The sequence below is a fragment of the Wolbachia endosymbiont (group A) of Cephus spinipes genome, from assembly GCF_964026895.1.
Taxonomy (GTDB): domain Bacteria; phylum Pseudomonadota; class Alphaproteobacteria; order Rickettsiales; family Anaplasmataceae; genus Wolbachia; species Wolbachia pipientis.
The window spans coordinates 718110-737626 of sequence record NZ_OZ034713.1 but is presented as its reverse complement, the minus strand read 5'-3'; the positions used below and the strand labels follow the sequence as shown (position 1 = coordinate 737626).

At 34.4% G+C, this 19517-nt stretch carries 19 protein-coding genes and 2 pseudogenes; 10 read left to right on the top strand and 11 right to left on the bottom strand.

Going from position 1 to position 19517, the window contains the following annotated elements; all coding sequences use genetic code 11:
• Nucleotides 1-185 precede the first annotated feature (185 nt).
• On the top strand, nucleotides 186-1268 hold the full coding sequence (locus AAGD59_RS03485) for an efflux RND transporter periplasmic adaptor subunit (protein ID WP_174517006.1): 1083 nt from the start codon (nucleotides 186-188) through the stop codon (nucleotides 1266-1268).
• A gap of 100 nt (nucleotides 1269-1368) precedes the next feature.
• Here the strand turns inward: AAGD59_RS03485 and AAGD59_RS03480 are convergent, their stop codons facing one another.
• The 7 genes from AAGD59_RS03480 to AAGD59_RS03455 all read right to left on the bottom strand — a co-directional run bounded on the left by AAGD59_RS03480 (nucleotide 1369) and on the right by AAGD59_RS03455 (nucleotide 4072).
• On the bottom strand, nucleotides 1369-1533 hold the full coding sequence (locus tag AAGD59_RS03480; RefSeq protein WP_010082072.1) for an IS3 family transposase: 165 nt from the start codon (nucleotides 1531-1533) through the stop codon (nucleotides 1369-1371).
• Complete coding sequence (locus AAGD59_RS06950; protein WP_010082071.1) at nucleotides 1526-1687, bottom strand: DDE-type integrase/transposase/recombinase; 162 nt, start codon at nucleotides 1685-1687, stop codon at nucleotides 1526-1528. The genes AAGD59_RS03480 and AAGD59_RS06950 overlap by 8 nt, the downstream gene beginning before the upstream one ends.
• A 3-nt stretch (nucleotides 1688-1690) precedes the next feature.
• Nucleotides 1691-2038 (bottom strand): IS3 family transposase, encoded by a 348-nt coding sequence (locus AAGD59_RS03475; RefSeq protein WP_081600752.1) that lies wholly within the window; start codon nucleotides 2036-2038, stop codon nucleotides 1691-1693.
• 71 nt (nucleotides 2039-2109) lie between these two features.
• Entirely contained in the window at nucleotides 2110-2412 is a 303-nt protein-coding gene (locus AAGD59_RS03470) for a transposase (RefSeq protein ID WP_081600753.1), read from the bottom strand.
• A 287-nt stretch (nucleotides 2413-2699) separates the two neighbouring features.
• The gene (locus AAGD59_RS03465; RefSeq protein WP_015589100.1) at nucleotides 2700-3014 is read right to left on the bottom strand and encodes an FtsB family cell division protein; all 315 of its coding nucleotides are present in this window, start codon (nucleotides 3012-3014) and stop codon (nucleotides 2700-2702) included.
• 49 nt (nucleotides 3015-3063) lie between these two features.
• Nucleotides 3064-3192: a type B 50S ribosomal protein L36 gene (gene ykgO / locus AAGD59_RS03460; protein ID WP_006279631.1), complete on the bottom strand. Its 129-nt coding sequence runs from the start codon at nucleotides 3190-3192 to the stop codon at nucleotides 3064-3066.
• Between the two features lie 49 nt (nucleotides 3193-3241).
• Nucleotides 3242-4072 (bottom strand): pyruvate, water dikinase regulatory protein, encoded by an 831-nt coding sequence (locus AAGD59_RS03455; RefSeq protein ID WP_015589101.1) that lies wholly within the window; start codon nucleotides 4070-4072, stop codon nucleotides 3242-3244.
• Nucleotides 4073-4207: 135 nt separating this feature from the next.
• On the opposite strand from AAGD59_RS03455, the gene ccmC reads away from it, so the two are divergent.
• Both ccmC and AAGD59_RS03445 read left to right on the top strand, forming a co-directional pair.
• Nucleotides 4208-4918 (top strand): heme ABC transporter permease CcmC, encoded by a 711-nt coding sequence (ccmC, locus tag AAGD59_RS03450; protein WP_015589102.1) that lies wholly within the window; start codon nucleotides 4208-4210, stop codon nucleotides 4916-4918.
• Between the two features lie 26 nt (nucleotides 4919-4944).
• The gene (locus tag AAGD59_RS03445) at nucleotides 4945-5271 is read left to right on the top strand and encodes a hypothetical protein (RefSeq protein ID WP_015589103.1); all 327 of its coding nucleotides are present in this window, start codon (nucleotides 4945-4947) and stop codon (nucleotides 5269-5271) included.
• Here AAGD59_RS03445 and AAGD59_RS03440 read toward each other — a convergent pair.
• Nucleotides 5225-6820: a hypothetical protein gene (locus AAGD59_RS03440; protein ID WP_264378105.1), complete on the bottom strand. Its 1596-nt coding sequence runs from the start codon at nucleotides 6818-6820 to the stop codon at nucleotides 5225-5227. The genes AAGD59_RS03445 and AAGD59_RS03440 overlap by 47 nt on opposite strands.
• 180 nt (nucleotides 6821-7000) lie before the next feature.
• On the opposite strand from AAGD59_RS03440, the gene AAGD59_RS03435 reads away from it, so the two are divergent.
• The 5 genes and pseudogenes from AAGD59_RS03435 to AAGD59_RS03415 all read left to right on the top strand — a co-directional run bounded on the left by AAGD59_RS03435 (nucleotide 7001) and on the right by AAGD59_RS03415 (nucleotide 12798).
• Nucleotides 7001-8278, top strand: a complete 1278-nt coding sequence (locus AAGD59_RS03435; RefSeq protein WP_015589105.1) for an adenylosuccinate synthase — start codon at nucleotides 7001-7003, stop codon at nucleotides 8276-8278.
• Between the two features lie 103 nt (nucleotides 8279-8381).
• A pseudogene (locus AAGD59_RS03430) lies at nucleotides 8382-9110 on the top strand (IS5 family transposase).
• Nucleotides 9111-9361: 251 nt separating this feature from the next.
• Nucleotides 9362-11848, top strand: coding sequence for a hypothetical protein (locus tag AAGD59_RS03425; protein ID WP_141456969.1), 2487 nt, complete (start codon nucleotides 9362-9364; stop codon nucleotides 11846-11848).
• Between the two features lie 112 nt (nucleotides 11849-11960).
• Complete coding sequence (infA, locus tag AAGD59_RS03420) at nucleotides 11961-12224, top strand: translation initiation factor IF-1 (protein ID WP_007550159.1); 264 nt, start codon at nucleotides 11961-11963, stop codon at nucleotides 12222-12224.
• Nucleotides 12202-12798 carry a Maf family nucleotide pyrophosphatase gene (locus tag AAGD59_RS03415; protein ID WP_007550161.1) on the top strand — a complete coding sequence of 199 codons (597 nt, stop codon included), beginning with the start codon at nucleotides 12202-12204 and terminating at the stop codon, nucleotides 12796-12798. The genes infA and AAGD59_RS03415 overlap by 23 nt, the downstream gene beginning before the upstream one ends.
• Here the strand turns inward: AAGD59_RS03415 and AAGD59_RS03410 are convergent.
• Nucleotides 12790-15468, bottom strand: a complete 2679-nt coding sequence (locus AAGD59_RS03410) for a hypothetical protein (protein WP_174516893.1) — start codon at nucleotides 15466-15468, stop codon at nucleotides 12790-12792. The two genes, AAGD59_RS03415 and AAGD59_RS03410, sit on opposite strands and share 9 nt — an antisense overlap.
• 346 nt (nucleotides 15469-15814) lie before the next feature.
• Nucleotides 15815-17158 (bottom strand): alanine:cation symporter family protein, encoded by a 1344-nt coding sequence (locus AAGD59_RS03405; RefSeq protein ID WP_265027797.1) that lies wholly within the window; start codon nucleotides 17156-17158, stop codon nucleotides 15815-15817.
• A 457-nt stretch (nucleotides 17159-17615) separates the two neighbouring features.
• Between AAGD59_RS03405 and AAGD59_RS03400 the strand changes: the two genes are divergently transcribed.
• Together AAGD59_RS03400 and AAGD59_RS06945 are read left to right on the top strand one after the other, a co-directional pair.
• Nucleotides 17616-17885 carry an IS110 family transposase gene (locus AAGD59_RS03400; protein ID WP_007552972.1) on the top strand — a complete coding sequence of 90 codons (270 nt, stop codon included), beginning with the start codon at nucleotides 17616-17618 and terminating at the stop codon, nucleotides 17883-17885.
• A gap of 119 nt (nucleotides 17886-18004) precedes the next feature.
• Nucleotides 18005-18560: pseudogene (locus tag AAGD59_RS06945) on the top strand (transposase).
• Between the two features lie 156 nt (nucleotides 18561-18716).
• Here AAGD59_RS06945 and AAGD59_RS03390 read toward each other — a convergent pair.
• Nucleotides 18717-19220 carry a protein-disulfide reductase DsbD domain-containing protein gene (locus AAGD59_RS03390; protein ID WP_015589109.1) on the bottom strand — a complete coding sequence of 168 codons (504 nt, stop codon included), beginning with the start codon at nucleotides 19218-19220 and terminating at the stop codon, nucleotides 18717-18719.
• Nucleotides 19221-19517 lie beyond the last annotated feature (297 nt).

The following is a 19517-nucleotide window of genomic DNA, read 5'->3' as shown; positions in this document are numbered from 1 at the left end:
TTTTTTAAATCCAGTCTTATGCACAACTTTGTTTGCAATTTTACATTTTTATTCGATTAAAAATTGCATTTTAGCAATAAAAAACTTACTTATTGTAGGAAAATCTTGTGTTTGTTCTCATATAAAACTATTTATGGAGTGACAATGGTACATGTATTATACTTACATTTCTGATTCGAAAATTTATGCAGTTGTTTCTAACAAGATTGGTCAACAAATTCTATTGTTTAAAGGTGAGAAACAAAGTAATCATCATTTCCAGTATTGCTTTTATTCTACTGTTTTTTATCAGCAGTGCATTTTTAAAAAAAGATCAGGCGGTTCATAGCGATAATGCAACTAGTAGCTTTTCAGTAAAAACTCAAGAATGTGCGCCGCAAAACCGCACTATATATTTAAATTTTTCTGGTACAGTAAATCCCTTACATAGAGCTAGCCTTGTCTCAAAAATAAGTGGTAAGATTATTGCTATTTATTTACCTGATGGTGAAAAGGTAAAAAGAGATGATGTAGTGTTAAAGATAGAAGATTATGACAGGATTGAGCAAGCTCAGAAAGCCAAAGCTTTATTAAAGCAGCGTGAAATTGAGTATGATTCCTCTCACAAACTGAATAAAAAAGGCTATGGGGCACAAATACAAGTAGAAGCAGCTTTTACTGCGTTACAAAGTGCAAAAGCTGACCTAAAAAGGCTAGAATTGGATTTAGAAAATACTGCAGTCACATCTCCTATAGATGGTTATATTGATAAAATCAATGCAAACGAAGGGGATTTTGTTAATGCTGGGCAAAAAATAGCTGACGTGGTTAATTTCGATCAAATTCTTGTGGTGTTATACGTTTCGGAAAATGAAGTAAGTAAAATAGAGCTAGGCAGCACAGCTCAAATTAATTTACTGGACGGAAAAGAATTGGCAGGTGAAGTAAGTTTTATTAGTAAAATTGCTGAGCCTAAAACTGGGTCTTATAGGGTAGAGGTAAAGGTAACTAATAATAAAATGATATCCTTGCAGGGATTAACTGCCAACGTAAGACTACCTTCAGGCGAAAGATTTGCATATAAAATTCCTTCTTCAGCCCTGAGCTTAAGTGACGAGGGTGCTCTTGGAATAAAGATTGTTGATGACAATAATTATGTAGTATTTGCACCAATAGAAATTGTTGATCATGAGAGCGATGGGGTTTGGATAGTAGCAAATAACGAAGATAAACCCATAAAGTTAATAGTATTGGGCCACCTATTTGTTAAGCCTGGTGATAAGGTTTAAGACATAAGATCCTTTGACCTTACCCAGAAAAAGTGGAGAGAAAGTGTGGAATGTTTTTTACAAAAAGAATGATGCATCAAATTGTTCTGGAACGCAATAGTTAATAGTGACGTTGTTTGTTATAAAAAATTTCTATGTATTCAAATATTGCAGTTCTAGTTTGTTGAGCAGAGTGTTGTGAAGTATCAATAAGTATTTCTCTTTTCAATGAGCTAAAGAAGCTTTCTGCAACAGAATTGTCGTAACAACAGCCTTTATTACTCATCTATATTCTTTACAGCTAAGAGATATTGATACCCTTGCGCAGTATATTGTGAACCTTGGTCACTGTGCAGCAGTAGATTTTTAACAGGTTTACGCCTATTAATGGCCATTAATAAAGAGTTCATAACCAATTGTTTATTTATTGCACTACTCATTAACTACCATACGTGAGAATTATTGCTGCCAAATATAGCCATCCCTCCTTGGTTTTGATGTAAGTAATCCCATACTTTATTTGGTTGATCAACAATAAAGTTTTGATCTAGTATATTGGGAGCTACAGCTCTATTATCTGTTTGTTGTTTTTTAATTTTAAACTTTCTTCTCAGTATAGCCCTGATGTCATTTTTCTGCATAATACTTTGCACCGTTTTCAAATTGCAACTTTTACCCAAAGCCTTCAATTCAGCATAAATTTTAGGAGCTCCATATCTACATTTAGAAACTTGATATATTTTTTGAATAGCTTCGAGTAGCTCTTTATTTGCTGATTCTCTACTGCTTATTTTTCTTGTAGTCCACTTATAGTAGCCACTAGCAGAAAATCCTACATAATTCCTGTACTTTATAGCAGTTACTATATAAAAAAATATTTTACTCTTTTTGACTGGCCAGGGCTTTTTTTTAAATGTCTCTTTCCCTTGTTACTCTTGCTTTGTAAATCAAACCTCTCTTTGTCGTAAGGAGCCATGTTACCTCTACCTGGAAATGCATCTGCTGCCGACTTTTTTTCGTTGTGTTTCTTTATCCATTTTCCTAATAAACCACCCTTTATTCCTAAATCTCTTGCTATTTTTGTAATTGTTTGACCTGCCTTTCTTTGTTCATTTGCCAGTTTAACAGCTTCCAATTTGAATTCTGCTGTATATTCTCTTACCATTTCTAATCCTCCAAAATTTTATTTTACCCGAAAAAACTCCTTTCTTTCTCTCCACTTTTTCTGGGTAAGGTCATGCAGCTTTTGGGTAATTTAATGGTAAAAATTTTAGAGAGAAATTTTATACACTATCGCTGACATTTTTCCTTAAGTTGACGCCATTGTCTGTTCAGCTAAGCGGTGTGAGAGACAATATAGCTAAACTGACTTAGATTTACCGACAATTTGAAAAACCGTCATCCCGCTACGTGTTAGCGCCGCGGCGGTATGACGTAGGGAGATCTCTACTGCTATTTCACGTCAAGAACAACCATAAGTTCATTAGGGTTCACATAACCTAAAGCATTTTTTGCTTGCTCATCAAGCAGATCTAAATCTAAGCTTTTTTCATATAAGCCAAATACTTTGTTGTCCAACTTTTCCTTTTCAGAAGAGACATCCTTTAGCAAAAGTTTATTGTACTCGATTTCTTTTTTTAAATCGATTAACGTCAATAAGCCACGTTTACCTGTAATTGTGCTAATGCTGAAATATAATGTAAGGGAAGAAATGAGTAAGGCTGCGCTTAAACACAGTAACTTTTGCTTCTTTTTAGATATAAGCACCGTACTTTCACATATAAAAAATATATAACATGAAAAGGTGAACAAAAAGCTAAGAACCTTGACGCGCTTTACACCTTGGCTTTACCTTATTTATAATGTAAATCTTACCACCCCTTTTCACAACTTTACAATTTTTATCTCTGTTACGATGAGATTTTAGCGACCCTTTGACTTTCATATCTATAGTAAGAATTAAATTACTTTACATTATAATCACTTATCAAGAGTTAGTCAATTGATAACATTTTATTAAAATATTGTATAATTGTTGCTGATACTTCTTCGATCGACTTTTGCGTGACATCGATAATTGGCCAGTTATTCTGTTTAAAGAGCTCCTCTGCTTCTTTAATTTCCTTTTCTACTTTCTCAGGGTTAGCATATATATTATTATCTTCGTTGTTAATTGAAGTAAGTCTATTTTTGCGTATTTCTATTAGCCTACTTACGTCTATTGTTACCCCTATCGTTAGTTTATTTTTTAATTTTGCCAAGTCAACATAAAAGGGTACTCCACTAACAAAAGGAATATTTGCAACTTTATAGCCTCGGTAAGCTAAATACGTACTGGTGGGAGATTTTGATGTACGTGAAACTCCAACCAAAATTATATCTGCTTTATCAATATCTTGAATATTTTGTCCATCATCATGATTAATAGTGTAGTTTATTGCCTCAATGCGCTGAAAATATTCGTTATTTATCTCAGTATGCAAGTCAAGCTTTTCGTCTTTTTCAATTTCAAGATAGGACGAAATTTCTCTAATAATATGTGATAATATTGCTCTATAGGGAATTTTCAACTTTATACAGTTATCTTTTAAATATTTTCTTAGCTCATCATCAGTAATAGTGCATATAACAAAATTATGCTCATCACTTTTCCTATTAATTTCCTCCAGAATTTTGTCAATCTGCTCCTCTTTTTTCACAAAAGACCAAACATATTCGATCGTTTCTATAGAACGAAAGTGTTTCAGAGCTGATTTTGCAACTGATATAACAGTTTCACCACTTGAATCTGATACTAAGTGTAGATTAAGCTTTTTAAGGGTCATATACTAAAAATAATAGCTAGCAATCTGCTACTGAAATTATGCTAATTTGTTGACCTACGTAAATATAGAAAAACTATCCTGTTGATAAAACTCAAACTAATTGGTAAATTCTTAACACAATTATTCTCAAAACGAATGTTTTTATTAAAGCCTACAAATTTCTCTTATTTTTCTAAGAAAGCTCTACCTTGGCTTGGGGTTATTTGTTTCGCATGTTTTTTAATTGGAATGTCTTTGGCGTTATTCTTCTCTCCAGAAGATTATAAACAAGGAGAAATTGTACGAATCATGTACATTCATGTGCCTTCTGCATGGCTTGCTCTTGGAATATATGGATTAATTGCATCACTCAGTTTCATTTCATTGGTATGGAACAATAGCGTTGCTAGTGTCTTGGCACATGCTGCTGCTCCTGCAGGGACAATCTTTTCGGCAATATGTTTAATCACAGGCAGCATCTGGGGAAAAGGAACCTGGGGCACTTGGTGGGTATGGGATGCAAGACTTACTTCAATGCTGATTTTACTTTTCCTATATGTTGGCTACCTTTCATTGTGGAGCGCTTTTGATAATGAAGCGAGGGCAGAAAAATCAGCAGCAGTATTTGCCATCTTTAGTGCTATAAATATTCCTATAGTAAAATTTTCCGTGAATTTATGGTCCACTCTCCATCAGCCAGCAAGCATTTTGAGAAAAGGTGGAATAGCAATAGAAAGTTCCCTGCTGTTGCCACTGGTTGCAATGTTTATGTTTTGTGCCACATTTTTTTTAGTAGTGTGGATACTGTATTCACTTTACTTAATTAATTTATATAAGATAAAGAGAGAAATCAGTATGCGGTATTAGGTAGCTTTGTAAGTATACAGGTAAATATGCTAGAGAAAATTAGGCAAAATATCTTTGGTCACTTTAAATACTTGCCTGCTGAAACTGAAGAACGTGCTATGTTATGTGATCTAACTAATTTTAAAAGCAGCAATGACCAACTAACTAGAATAGATCAGGTATTGAATCGAGATCAACTTGAACATTTTACCAACGTTCTTGAAACATATGATGCAACGGCACGTAGTTTTTACGATGAGGTGCGCTGTAAAATAGCAACCGTTGCAACCATGAACTCTAAAATATTTAAAGAGCCTACTAATATCTTTAAGGTAAATGTTCATGTGATTCCGCAGAATAATTCTGTTTTTTGATTCTATCTGTCCATTTATCATTTTCTATATCTTGTTTGTTGGTTGCTTTTTTTTCTTGCTCAACAATTGCCTTATCTATCTCCTTATGAATTGCATTAATCGCACCTCCTTTTTTGTATACTTCGCTTTTCCCTTCAATAATTAACTTAATAAAAGTATTTACAACAGACTGCACTTGATTATGATTAACCTGACCTTTTATCAAAGAAGGTAAAGAGCCTAATTCCATCAATACTTCTGGTGCTGTTTTATCTTGAGTGGAAAGTCCTAAATTATCTGCTACTTTACTTATTAATAACTCTCTGTGTTCTTTATTATCTTCCAATTTAGCATAATCACTCAATAGATCTATAACGGTAGATACTCTGACTTCAACAATATCATCAACATCTTCATCTTCTAGAGCAACTCCTGACCCCAATAACCTCTCTCTGAGATTTTCGCTTAAAAGATTGATAAATTCTTCATTTGCATCTGATCCTGTGGTTGATATTGTACCATCTAAATAGTTACTTTGAGCACCGAAGCCATGCTCTATTTGTATTTTTGTCTCAGGTTTAAATCCTAATTTTGCACAGAATTTCTGAAAATATTCTTTAATAATGTCAAACAAGCTCTTGCCATTATCTTTATAATTTTTTAACTCTTTAGGAATAGTAAGTGACAATTTACCATCTCTGTATGTTACAAAGTCTTCACCATTGTGAGATTCAATTGTAAATTCCAATGAACTAGACAGATTACATATCTTATCGCCATGCATAACTTGATTTTTAACAGAGAGTATTGGTAGCCTCATATCAGATCTAATTCTCACATTATTTTGGTTAGCACAATCAATGTTTATTACTTTTTTAGGATTTTCTACTATGAACGACTGTCCAAGTGCAAGTTGGGTTTGTATAAATGGAGCAGCCTCATACCCTGCTTGATTACAATTGGTAACTAGCTCTTCTAAAATAGCATCACTTGGAACTTCTGCCCCAGCGTATCTGAACATTTTTTTGAAAACTTCTTTTGCAAAGGAACGGTAATCCTTGTTTTCATCTTTCTCTGTTGGTAATAGATGGATATACCTTTGGCCAGCATTGTAAAATTCTTCAAATTCTTTCTTATATGAATCGGTTTTTTGATGATTGGCAGTTTTGGAATTTTCACAGTGATTTTTCCATAGCTCACCCAATGCATTACTTACAAGCTCTTTCTCAATATCTTCGAGTACTGAAGCAACAAAAGCTTTGCCATGATCCGTATCTATTTCTCTTGTTCCTTTTTTGTTAAATATTTCGTCATTATATATATCATCACTATTAAAAAGTTCGCTTTTGCGGTGCTTAGCTCCTTCCTTAAATGCAATAATAAGATTTTTATCTATTTCTTTTCCGTTAATAATAAAATTCATCCTTTGAAAATCTAAGAACATTGTTTCACCGGAATTCGCTAATTTATTATCTTGATCTGCTCTTAATTTACTAAAATTGAACTCTTTAGCTGTGGCCTTTAATCTAACTACTGGACTCTTATTATTTTTTCCTTTTGTCTCTTTCATAAATAACACCTTACTGTAAATATGCTGTAAGTTATATCATATAATGATGAATAATTTGGTAATATATTAAGAAAATCGACAGTATATTTCTTTATTTAAGGGGTGTAGGAAAGGCGTAGATTTCTCTTTTCATTTGTAGCGTACTGTATTAATATTTATGTATTAATTTAGAAAATAATGATGAATAACATTGTAATTATTGGTCTGCAATGGGGTGACGAAGGCAAGGGTAAAATAGTAGATTATCTTTCTGAGAATGCAGATGTAGTTGTGAGATTTCAGGGAGGAAATAATGCAGGGCACACTATAGTAGTAGATGATGAGGTTTATAAATTAAATTTACTGCCCTCTGCTGTTTTGAGGCCAGGCAAAATATCTATTATAGGAAACGGTGTTGCTCTTGATTCGCATGCTCTAGTTTCAGAAATAGAGTCATTGAAAGTTAAAGGAGTGGACATAAACTATAACAACTTGATGGTATCCGAGAGCTGTCCATTAATACTTAGCGTACATAAGGACAAGGAAAAGCTATTTGAAGATTTAAACGGAAATCACAAAATTGGTACAACAAACAAAGGGATAGGGCCATGTTATGAAGATAAAGTTGGCAGGAGAGCTATACGCCTTTGTGACTTAGAAAACGCAGATGAGCTCAACAAAAGAGTGGATACTCTTCTGAATTACCACAATGCTATCAGAAAAGGCCTTAACTACCAGGTGGTTAAAAAAGAAGAAATATTAAAGGAAATTCAAGAGATTTCAGAAAAAATTCTTCCATATAAAAAACCTGTATGGAAGATATTAAATGACTTGATGAAAGAAGGTAAGAAAATAATATTTGAAGGTGCCCAAGGCGCATTTTTAGATATCGACCACGGAACTTACCCTTTTGTTACTTCAAGTAATACCGTAGCATCGCAAGCAATAACAGGCTCAGGATTATCCTCCAATGCTTACATTATTGGTGTGGTAAAAGCTTATACAACAAGAGTGGGCAATGGTCCATTCCCTACTGAGCAAAAGAACGAAGTGGGGGACAGCTTATTTACTATAGGCAAGGAACTTGGAACAGTGAGCAATAGGAGAAGGCGTTGCGGATGGTTCGATGCAGTTTTAGTGCGCCAGGCCGTACAACTCTCTGGAGTTTCAAGCATTGTATTAACCAAATTAGATGTGCTTGATTCTTTTGATACAATTAAAATATGCACTGGTTACAAGTATAGCGGAAAAATGTATGATTATTTACCCGCATCGCATTCAATACAAGGGGAATTAGAGCCAATATATGAAGAGTTTCCTGGCTGGAAAGAAAACACTCAAGGTAAAAGGTCGATTAAAGCATTGCCTATCAATTTAATAAAATATATAGACAGGTTAGAAAAATTAATAGGTGTACCAATTCATCTAATCTCAACTAGTCCAAAGAGAGAGGATGTTATTAAGCTTAAAGATTTCTGAAAACGTCTTTGTATCTTAGAGCCTGTACGTAATCTCAAAAAAGAGATAAAGTGAGAGGATAAAGTATATAAAGTAGGATATGCGAAGTTTATAACCAAGTGACATAAGTCGAGAAAAGTTTGAGATTATTGTAGCAGATCTGGAATCTTGCAGAAAGAAGACAAAACCAAGAACACTTGATTTACATGATGTATTTTGTGGAGTGTTATACGTGTTAAAAAGTGGTTGCCAGTGGAGAATGGTATCAAAAGAGTTCCCAAAATGGCGCAATTGTTACGACTATTTTAAGAAGTGGAGTGAAAAACCAGATGCAAATAAAGAAAGTGTTCTGGAGCTGGTATTAAAAAAAAATAATTGCGACAAAACAATGGTCGGAAAAGCTTCTGCATAATTGATGCACAGAGTATAAAAAATGCAGATACTGCTGAAGCTATGATGCAGGCAAGAAGATTTCAGGGCCGTATTGCAGTAGATACGCAAGCATGCAATTTATACAACAACAGCAGAGATAACTGACCGTAGCAGTGCTGTGAGAATGGTCGAAAATGCAAAAGAAAACCTCTCGGGAGTTAAAAATGTACTGGTTGATGCAGGCTATACTGGAAAGAATTTTGTAACTCAAATAAAAACGATTATTGGTGCAACCGTTGAAGTGATCAAAAGAAATGAATTACGTTCCTTTGTTGTATTGCCCAAAAGATGGGTTGTGGAGCGATCTTTTGCTTGGTTAGAAAAATGTAGAAGATTGTGGAAAAATTGTGAGCGAAAACTCAATACTAGCCTACAAATGGTAGTTCTGGCTTTCACTGCCTTACTTCTGAAAAAATTATGAACAGGCTCTTACTAACTCTTATCTAATAAAAAAAATACTTGTGTAACTTCGAATAGTCTATTATGCAAGACAGCAGTATAAACATGTAGTAAGAAATGTATAATGAAAAATAAAAGCTCAAGTTTAACACTTGCAGTTATTTTTACACAATTAAGTAATCATAAAAGTTAGTGTAGGACGAGGTTATACAGTTTGATTTCTTTTAATATATGTTAATTGGTATAATATAAATATAGTTAAGGAGGTGTATTATGATTGGAAGTTTGGCTAAAGAAGAAAAAACAGCAGAGGCAGGAAAAACAGGTGATCAACTTGAAAAGTGTATTGGACCAACTTCACTGAATAGGGAGGTTTATTGCTCTACGCTTATCTACTATACATTAAAAGAGTTATATTCACAATTAGGTGATATCTCTTATGCTAATAAAACAAGATCAGAAAAAGAAATAATCAATTTTTATGTTCTACCTCAATTTGCACGTTTTAAAGAAATTATTGATGAAGATATAAAAAAAGATCCTTCGTTTGCAAATTCTGCTATTGTAAAGTTTTGCTCCTCAATTATAAAAAATAACAAATTACTTAAAGAATTAGAAGAAGTTAGTATTCCTGCCAAAAACTCTAGTGTAAAGGCAAGGGTAAGCTTTCAACTGAAAAATCTGAAAGAAAAGGTGTGGTTCTTAAGAGAACTAAAGGAAAAAAAGAATTTCACTTACGTGCAGGGGGCTTTTGGGGATGGGTGGAGTTTTTATGACCTAATAAACGATAGAGATTTTAAACAAACGTACATAGATAAAGCAGTAACAGAGTCTGCTAATAAGAGCTTTAAGGAAGATATAGATAAATGCATAGAGTTGGCAGAGCAGGGAAAAAAAACTGCAAGTAAATATTTTGAGAGGAAAGACGTAGAGCTTCAAGCTTATTACACAGAAACTGATAATGCTCATAGAGTTTTGAATGTTAACCTTATTAATTACAATAAAAGTGAGCCAACAAGAATTAGTGACATTTTACAGCAAGAGAAAGATATTAAAAAATTGAATATCTATTGCAATAAAAAACATGAAATATACGCTTATCAAGAAGATAAGAAAAGATATTATGAATTTAAAGAAGGCACATGTTATGAAATGACAAGCACTTGGCCTATAAAGGATGAGTTCGGGAATGTTTCAATTTGTACCATGATTATGAATGTGAGTAGCGGTCGCATAACTGAAGTACTAAAATTTAATGGTGAAGATTTTGTTTCATCGGAGGAGATCTTAGAATTGATAAAGCAAAATGATGAATTATATATTCAAAGTCTCTCCTTATATGATGCTGTACTAGAAAAGGGTAAGGCTGCTGATGTTGTGCCTACTGCTAATAACAATTTTCAAAATGAATCTATAGTGGCCTATCGCAAGGAACCAGAGGGGGAATTAGACCCTAAAGTTGATGCTGACAATAGCCTTCCTCCTTCTATTAATAGCAATGCATCAACTCAAACGGAAGTCAATTTACAACACACTGAAACTCAAACAGAAGTTGCTTCACAACAAATCGAAACTAAAACGGAAGTCAATTTACAGCACACTGGAACTCAGACAGAATTTGCTTCACAACAAATGGATGAATTGATTTTAAATAATCAGATGCTGTCCGAAAAAAACGTTGAATTGAAGCAAGAAATGTCAAATTTGAAAAAAGAAGCTGTTGAATTGAAGCAAGAAATAGAAGCAGGGTTGCAAGTGATAAATAAAAAGCACCATGAATTAATACAAGAAAATCAGCGACTACAGGAGAAACTAGAAACAACCCAAGCAGAAGCTAATCAAACAATTGTAAAGTTAGAGAAGCAGAATAGCGATTTACAAGACAGGTTTGAAAAAGAGGAGCAAAAAAACACGGAATTGCAAACTGAACTGGCACAAAAAAATGAAGAATTAGCAGGTGTGTTAAAAGAGCTACAAGGGAAAGCACAAGAACTTAAAGGTGTATATGAAGAAAAAAGAAAGCTAAAGGAAGAGCTGAAAATTGTTAATGCAGGAAAGAAGAATTTGGAAAAAGAGCTAAATCAAGCACGAGAAGATGCGGAACAGATAATGGTTGAACGACGCCAGCAGAAAGAGCGCTTGAAAGATCAGCTAAGAGAATTAGATCAGGAATATAAGGTACAAGTAGAAATTGGGCAAAAGATTAAAGAATCAGATAGGCAGGATAGCGATTTACAAGATACACTTGGAGAAGAGAGACTAAAACTCAACATTGAAGAACTAGAAAACGAGTACGAGGAATTTCCAGGAGATAAGGTGCTTACACTTGAACTCACTAAAGATGAAGATAAAGTCGAAGAGTTAAGAAACGAGCTAGAGCGTGAGAAAGAAAAGTGTAAACAATTATTAGAAGAAGAAAATGAATGGGGTGATGAATTGGTAGGAATGCTTGATGGACTGGAAGAAAAAATTCGTGCTGATGAACAAAGGAGCTTCAACAATCAATTAACGGGAGAAATTTCTAATGAGTCTGGTAATGCTCCACGACAGAAGAAAAGGTTATCCAAATCTTCAAGCGTTGATAATGAGTCTTATGTTCCACTGAGAGAGAAGACAACATTACTCAGATCTTTAAGCGTTGATAGTGGACTTGATAGCGATGAAGAAAATTGTGATAATGATTTATCTTTCAACATAAGTCCTATAAGTTCTATTGAGAAGGTGGCAGAGAGTAGAAACGTAGGTAGGGTATCATTGTGAAGATGGTTGGGGTTAAGTTGCAACTTAAGTGGGGCGCAAAAGGTCTTTTGTGTTGATAATAATTTAAAATCTATAGTAGACTAAAAAAGATTATTAAATTATAATATAACATATGATAAAAGACGAGAAATCGAAAACAATTTTTGAAGTGGAAGGGGCAGTAACTGCTTTACTACCTGCAGCAGAATTTAGAGTGAAACTGGACAATGAACATGAGATTATCTGTCATGTATCAGGGAAAGTGAGAAGAAGTAAAATACGCATCATTATAGGGGATAGGGTGTTAGTTGAGATGAGCATTTACGATAGGAATGCGAGAAAGGGTAGGATCATTAGAAGGCTTAAAGGTACAAGTGACAGAACGATCTCTAAATAATCTTATTCTTGCTTCATCATCGAAAAGGCGTATAGCTTTACTAAAACAAATAAACATTGAGCCAGGTTTAATTTTGCCAGCAGATATAGATGAAGCCCCTTTAAAAAAGGAACTTCCGAAGGATTACTCAATCCGTATGGCAAAAAGTAAAGCGGAGAAAATACAAAGCTCAAATCCAAATTACTTTGTGCTTGGTGTTGATACAGTTGTTGCTTGTGGTAGAAGGATATTGCTCAAAGCTGAAAACGTTGAGCAAGCAGAAAAATGTATCCGCTTGTTATCAGGAAGAAGGCATAGAGTATACACCAGTGTATGTCTATTAACTCCCGATCAATCTAAACAACATATCAGGACTGTGGTTACAATAGTGAAATTTAAACGTCTCAGTGAACAAGAAATTAAGTATTATTTAGCATCAGAAGAGTGGAAAAATAGGGCGGGGGGATGCAATATACAAGGCCTAGCTGGAGTGTTCGTATTGTTCTTACGCGGCTCCTACTCTTCCGTTATAGGGTTACCATTACATGAAACCTATTGTTTGCTAAGCAATTATTTTAACTTCAATTTATATTGAAATACCTTTATTAGTATCTTTTTTTTGTTGTGACTCAGCAACCTGTTTAGCCCAATCTAGTGGTCTTTTATTTCTGTTAGCTAATGCAATTCTATTGCGATCATAACCATCAGTGTGTTCTGTTAAAGTATCTCCTCTTTCTTCTTCTATTACTCCAGCTTTCAGTTGTGCTTCATCTTTCTCTAGTAATTTATATAGTTCGCTATTTTTATCTACAGTTGGATTAGTGTCATTATTTTCTCGTTCTGCCACTGTTTTTTCTAACCACTTACGTATAGGGTCATATTGTTTACCTTCTCCTATCTTTTCTAAAATGTTTTCTGAGAATGAATCTTTAGGAATATTTTCTTTAGTAGCCTGTTGTGCCGGTTCTCTTAACCCTTTATCCGGGTTTCCCAATGCTCCTTTTAACTCACTCGTATCTCCGATTTCTTTTGGTTCAATGTTTTCTAAGCTCTTCTTTAACTGTTCAGGATTTACTTGAGATTGTTCATTATTGTCATGAGTTGGAGATGAATAGCCCGAATCGTTTGCTTTTATGTCTGTTGAGCTGTCTTTTAGCAACCCAACTTCTCTCAAGCGTTTTTTAGTTTCTTCGCTAATCTGACTCTGATCAGCTGGTTTTAACCCGAGATTTTCTTGACCTAATGTATTTTTAAGTTCTTCAAATAGAGTTAGATTACTTTGTCTAATATGTTCTTCTAATTTCCTTCCTACCTGTTTTAAATCTGTTTGAGATTTACTATCACTATTAGTTGGAGATATATAGCCTGAATCACTTATACTATTTGGTGTTGAAGCAGAGACACTAACAGTTGGACCTTCCACTATTTTTACATCTGCTAAATCGTCTTTTTGCAATCCATCTTCTTTATCTTGTGACAGTTTATCAGTAGGATCAACTTGCCTTAATCCTCTATTATCCTGCTGTGATCTATCTCTGATTTCTTTAAGAAGATTTTCAGGTGGAGTTTGATCACTTTGTTCAATGTTCTCTAAGCTCTTCTTTAACTGTTCAGGATTTACTTGAGATTGTTCATTATTGTCATGAGTTGGAGATGAATAGCCCGAGTCACTTTTATTATTGAGTGCTGTAGCAGAGAGCGGCTGTTCACTTTCTTTCCACTTAGCATCACTAGCATCTTGGTTATCACTGTTATCTGGAGAAGATGAATAAGGAATTCTGTCCTTTAATGTCTCTAACGGTGATGGGTTATTTTTTCTACTTCCTGCAATTGATGCTTTTCTATCATCAACATCAATGTGCCGTAAGTTGTTTTTCTTGAAATTTCTGATGTCTTGTAACAGATCGCCTTTGCTATTTCCTTCTTGTTGCTGGGTTTTAGGTTGTTGCTGATCATTAGGTGTTTGCTCACTTCTATCTGGTTTTTGGCTTCCAGGTACAGCATGTCCAAATGTAGGATTGTCATACCGTTCATCTTCTTGCCTATTATCTTGATTGTGGCTTACAGACTTGGTGAAAGTAGAACTATCTGAAGAATCAGAAGTTGCACCTTTTTGCTGATTATTAGGTGTTTGCTCATTTTCGCGCAAGTCATCTGGTTTTTGGCTTCCAGATTTGGCTCCCCCTTGCTCATCGAAAACACCTTTTTTAGGTGGTAGTGAACTAGTTCTAGGTGGAAGTGGCGGAGGAGTTTTTTTGTTCTGAGGATTCTCCTCAAAAAGCGATTGTAGGTTATAAACTTGACCTCCCGAATTTGCTTCTCGTGCTGCTTGTCTAAGCTCACGCTTTTCTTTAGCCTCCTGAGAATTAATTTTATCATCAAAATCTTTTCCAATTCCGCTATCGTAAGACTGCCTTCTGCTGTTAGATTGTGGTCCAAAATGTGAATGGTGATCTTCTTTTTTTCGAGTTATATCAGTAGCTTGAACGCTAACATCTCTATTAACATCAATTCTTGTTGTAGTTTCAGATGATAGCTCGTTACTGTCTTTATTATGTTGCACCTCATTCACTTTTCCTTGTCCTTTCTCCCTGAATTGTATTTCATGCAAGAATAAACCACCTATTTTTACATCTCTGTTTACTTCTAACCGTTCTAGAGAAAAATCATCACCTTTAACAAGGTCTACACCGTTAGCATCAATCTTAATTTTGATCTTACATTCCTTCCCCTCCGCATACCACTTTAAAGTCATTTCATATGAACCATCAGTTACGACATAATGTCTTATTTTTTTCCCTTCTTCCTCGGCAACAAAACCATGCATTCCGCTCTTTCCATCACTATGCAATGTTGAAAATCCCGAGATTTCATTCTTCTCACAAAAATCACTGTTTAAAAATTCGCTGATTTTAAACTCTTTTTTGTTATTTCCCAGCGTAATACTTGCGTGATTACCGTATATTGAAACTCCTGCAACATCATCAACATACTCTTTCAACCTTTCTTTAACTTCACTTTCAAGGTCTTGTCCAGCTTTCTTTGTCTTGTCGCATTTCTGAAGAATAACTCCATATGCTTTATCTTTGTTTTCTTCTTCGTCCCAATTCCAGTTGGCGTGTTTTGTTAAAAACTTTACTGTGTTAAAATCAACTCTAGCATTATAAATTGGGTCGTCTTCCTTTCTTATTTTATCAAATAAAGGAAAAATTTCTTGAATGCGCTCATTATAAATGTGTTCTTGTTGTGTATCGTTAGTGCCCATATATCCCTCACTAATAACCCTCTGCCTTTAGTTCTAGCTAATACTAGCTAATATAATTATCACAAGCATTGGTTGAATTTTTATTAAGGAAGGTTGTGTTACTAATGTGATGACACAAGCTATTTTATGGTAACATCAAACGATTTAAGTTGTCATTCCAGTCTGGAATCCAGCCTTTCACGAACCCCATCAAAAATGTTGTGTTTTAACATAAGATTAGCTACTTTTATGCTCACTAACTTAGTGCCAATCAAGATTCCTGGATCCCAGTGTCTGGGCACTGGGATGACATCCTTCTTGGCGGAAATCACTCTTATATCACAACAGCTGCATAGCCTAAATTGCTTTAGCTATAGCTCTGTTTTTGCAACTTCAAATATCTGCTACTCATAGTAAACACTTCTGGATCTTGAGAGGTTAGCTTGAGTATAGCGAGTATGTTGATAAACAACAAAGCAGCAATCGAGATATCAGCAACATCCCATAGCAACCGGACTTTACCTATCGCACCAAGCGGAATGATCATGGTAAAAATTACAATCCAGATTTTAGTGTATTTATTATCCATAGACACATAGCGTATTGTCTGTTTTGAGCAAAAAAACCAAGTAAAAATAGTAGTAAAAGCAAAACAAAACATTATGGCCATAATTAAATAGTCAATATAAGGCCAATTCATTGCCTTTCTAAAAGCAAATATGCACATGTTAGTGCTCTCTAAATCAGTAATCCAAGAATCTGTGACAAACAGTACCATTGTTGTAATAAACACTATAAACGCAACTATAAAAGGCGATATTATCGTAATTAGACTCTGCTCAATAATAAATTTATTGTTATTTTTCTTAGGAACAATTGAAGAATGTACGATTCCTTCAAGGCCAAGCCCTATATCTGTTGCAAAAATACCTCGCAAAGTTCCAACTTGAATAATAGTCAACATTTCTAAAATCAAACCTAAAGATAAACCAGAGTTAAAGCTACTGGTTGTAAAAAAACTGCTTGTTATTAGTTTTAGAGAAGGAAGAATATTTTCACTAAATTTAAATAATATGATACCGCAAAGTGTGAGGTAACTTACCGTCATTATCGGTATCATAGCCGATATAAAAATTTTAATTTTTTTTAAGCTGAGAGCTGCAACAACAAAAAATATTATGGCCATTACAATGCCACCAATGACTACAGGCACATCTATCATGTTAAGTGGTATTGATAGAGAATTTACCTGAACAAGGTTACCAACTGTTATTGAAACCATTATCATAACAACTAGAAACACAATTGTAGCTTTTCTAGAGTTAAATGCATCAGCCATGTAGGCTACAGGGCCACCTATAAACCGTCCGTTCTTTTCCTTTCTGGTTTTTATACTTAGATAACAAGTGACATATTTTATCACAGAAGTGATAACAATAATTATCGCCATCCACAAAATAGAGCCCGGTCCTCCGGTTTTTAGAGCAACAGCAGTTCCTGAAATATTTCCTACTCCCAAATTTCCCCCTAAAATTGTAAACAGAGCGGCTATAGAAGAAAATTTATTTTCTCCTTTTTTAGCTCCAAGGAGTGAAAGGGCGTATGGTAATCTAAATACCTGTAGCCATTTTAGTTTAATCGATAGGTAAACACCAGCAACTAGCATGAGTAATATTGTTGGCAGTAATAAAACAAACTTTACTGTATCCATCTGTAAAAGTGAGATTTTTATTTGAGTATACAACAAAAATTGAAAATACCTAACCTATTTTCTATGTATGACTTCGTTTCCGTCATTCTAGAAACCTTTTCTTGTCATCCAAGTAGCGTGACATATAACTGTACGAACATTGTAATATGGTACAATGTTAAGACGATGTCATCCCAGTGTCTGGGCACTGGGATGACATCTTTTTTCTTGGTACAAATTACTCTTATATCTCAATGTTCGTACAGTTAGTGCGTGACACTTGTATCTTTATGATGTGAGGCATTAGAGCTAAAATACCTCACAGGGAGGGTGAAGCTGATGCGACACTAATGCCATTAAGCCAGATTTTGCTTCCCTCCCATAGAGTTAAAGACTGAACAGTATCTTTTGGAATTATATCCCGTATTACAAGGTTAGTCTAAACTCTCAGTTTATTTATAGTCTTGGAGGCAATTTTATGCAAGTAAATGCTATTTTGGGTGTGGATATTTCAAAAAAGAAATTTGATGTTTGTTTGTTAGTGGACAGTAAAAAACGACACAAAGTCTTTCAAAATAATCAAGATGGTTTTGCAAAACTTGTAGTTTGGTGCAATGGCCATGGAGCAAATCTTACTCATTTATGTCTTGAAGCAACTAGTTGGTATGGAGAAGATTTGGCTACTTTTATGCATGATTTAGGACATAATGTCAGTATAGTAAACCCAGAAAGCTTTTGGCAAAAGTGAGCTGCTCAGAAATAAGACAGATAAATCAGATGCAGCTATGATAGCTAGATTTTGTATCGCCAACAAACCTGCTCTTTGGAAGCCCATTGCACCTGAAATGAGGCATTTGAGGGCGTTGCATGCAATCGCTAAAAGATGATAAGGTGCAACAGACAAATCGCTTGGAAAACAAAAATATGCATTCCAGTTGCAAAGAAGCTATATCTAAAGTAATTTTGGCAATAGAGGAGCAAATTATTGTTCTCGAAAAAGAAATTAATGAGCATATAAATAACTATCCACATCTAAAAAATATGGTGGAAAACCTTAAGACTATAAAAGGTATAGGATATCTTACTGCTGTTGCTGTTGTCGCAGAAATGCCATCAGTTGATAACTTTGACAATGCTAAACAATTTACAGCTTTTGCTGCCAGGACATTATCAATCGGGATCGTCAGTAAGTAAGAGAAGTTGCATATGCAAAATAGGATCTGAGCGTATTCGAAAAGCTCTTTATATGCCAGCTATAGTAGTCAAAAACCATAATAATCATTTTCAAAAGTTTTGTCAGCGTCTAGCAAGTAAAGGCAAATGTCCAAAAGTCATAGTTCTTGCGTTAATGCGAAAATTAATGCATGTCTTTTTTGGTATTCTTAAAAAGAATCAACCATTTAATTGTAATTTTGTTGGATAATTTGTTTGACAGCAGAGACAGTATCTGGGATCTAAATTTTTTATGTGAAACCATTATGTTTATATACTTGTAGGCCCAAGTTCCTCACATAGTGAACAAAAAAGTAAATGAGATTCCAGTGTCACGCGCTGGAATGACACCTACCCCATGAGAACTCTATTTTTCATACCACTCATTTATAAGTTTATTGATATCAGAATCTATAAAATCCTTTAATGGTTGCCTGATTTTTATCTCAACATTTTTAGGGATGCACCTATCTTTACATATCGCATAATTTATATGGAAGTTAAGGTCAATATACCCTTGATTTAAAAATATATTCATCTTAAAGGGAAATAATACCATATCCTCATATACGTTACTTACAAACGTCTCTCTCCCTACTTTATCTTTATGTTCCTTTGGAATAGGCCAGTGAATATTTATATCTGATGCATTACCTTTGTAACTAATAGACGTGGGAAGGCCAAAATCTCCAGGATCTTTATAATATATGTGCCAGCCTGGTTCTACTGTAACCTTTATTGCACCTTTAAGAGTGAAGCTTGCTTCATTTATCTCGCCAATAAGTAAATCAAATTTTGCAATTTCCTCGTCAGCATATAGTTGAGCGCAAGAAAAAAATAAAAATAATATTAAATATATATATATTTTCATTAAGGTAAATTTCTCCTTTTATAGAGAAAGTGATTTAGATTTTAATTATTACATTTAATAGCATTATATAGATTATTTATTAATATAGCATTATGCTATAGCTAAACTGACTTACAACAATCTGAAAAACGACAAATTCGTCATTCCGCTACTTGTTAGCGGAATCTATGCCGAGATACCGCGAATGAATCCACAACTGTACGAACATTGTGATTTTGGCCCATAAGGAGGGTGTCATCCCAGTGCTTGACACTGGGATCCAGGAATTTTATTAAGTTGGCAAGCATAAAAATAGCT

Excerpts from the sequence above, each read along its gene's own strand:
- AAGD59_RS03425 (WP_141456969.1), top strand. The coding sequence starts at position 9,362 with ATGATTGGAAGTTTGGCTAAAGAAGAAAAAACAGCAGAGGCAGGAAAA.
- AAGD59_RS03390 (WP_015589109.1), bottom strand. The coding sequence starts at position 19,220 with ATGAAAATATATATATATTTAATATTATTTTTATTTTTTTCTTGCGCT.
- AAGD59_RS03410 (WP_174516893.1), bottom strand. The coding sequence starts at position 15,468 with ATGGGCACTAACGATACACAACAAGAACACATTTATAATGAGCGCATT.
- AAGD59_RS03485 (WP_174517006.1), top strand. The coding sequence starts at position 186 with ATGCAGTTGTTTCTAACAAGATTGGTCAACAAATTCTATTGTTTAAAG.
- AAGD59_RS03400 (WP_007552972.1), top strand. The coding sequence starts at position 17,616 with ATGCAAGTAAATGCTATTTTGGGTGTGGATATTTCAAAAAAGAAATTT.
- AAGD59_RS03440 (WP_264378105.1), bottom strand. The coding sequence starts at position 6,820 with ATGAAAGAGACAAAAGGAAAAAATAATAAGAGTCCAGTAGTTAGATTA.
- AAGD59_RS03480 (WP_010082072.1), bottom strand. The coding sequence starts at position 1,533 with ATGAGTAATAAAGGCTGTTGTTACGACAATTCTGTTGCAGAAAGCTTC.
- AAGD59_RS06950 (WP_010082071.1), bottom strand. The coding sequence starts at position 1,687 with ATGAGTAGTGCAATAAATAAACAATTGGTTATGAACTCTTTATTAATG.
- AAGD59_RS03405 (WP_265027797.1), bottom strand. The coding sequence starts at position 17,158 with ATGGATACAGTAAAGTTTGTTTTATTACTGCCAACAATATTACTCATG.
- ykgO (WP_006279631.1), bottom strand. The coding sequence starts at position 3,192 with ATGAAAGTCAAAGGGTCGCTAAAATCTCATCGTAACAGAGATAAAAAT.
- ccmC (WP_015589102.1), top strand. The coding sequence starts at position 4,208 with ATGTTTTTATTAAAGCCTACAAATTTCTCTTATTTTTCTAAGAAAGCT.
- AAGD59_RS03470 (WP_081600753.1), bottom strand. The coding sequence starts at position 2,412 with ATGGTAAGAGAATATACAGCAGAATTCAAATTGGAAGCTGTTAAACTG.
- AAGD59_RS03445 (WP_015589103.1), top strand. The coding sequence starts at position 4,945 with ATGCTAGAGAAAATTAGGCAAAATATCTTTGGTCACTTTAAATACTTG.
- AAGD59_RS03455 (WP_015589101.1), bottom strand. The coding sequence starts at position 4,072 with ATGACCCTTAAAAAGCTTAATCTACACTTAGTATCAGATTCAAGTGGT.
- AAGD59_RS03435 (WP_015589105.1), top strand. The coding sequence starts at position 7,001 with ATGAATAACATTGTAATTATTGGTCTGCAATGGGGTGACGAAGGCAAG.
- infA (WP_007550159.1), top strand. The coding sequence starts at position 11,961 with ATGATAAAAGACGAGAAATCGAAAACAATTTTTGAAGTGGAAGGGGCA.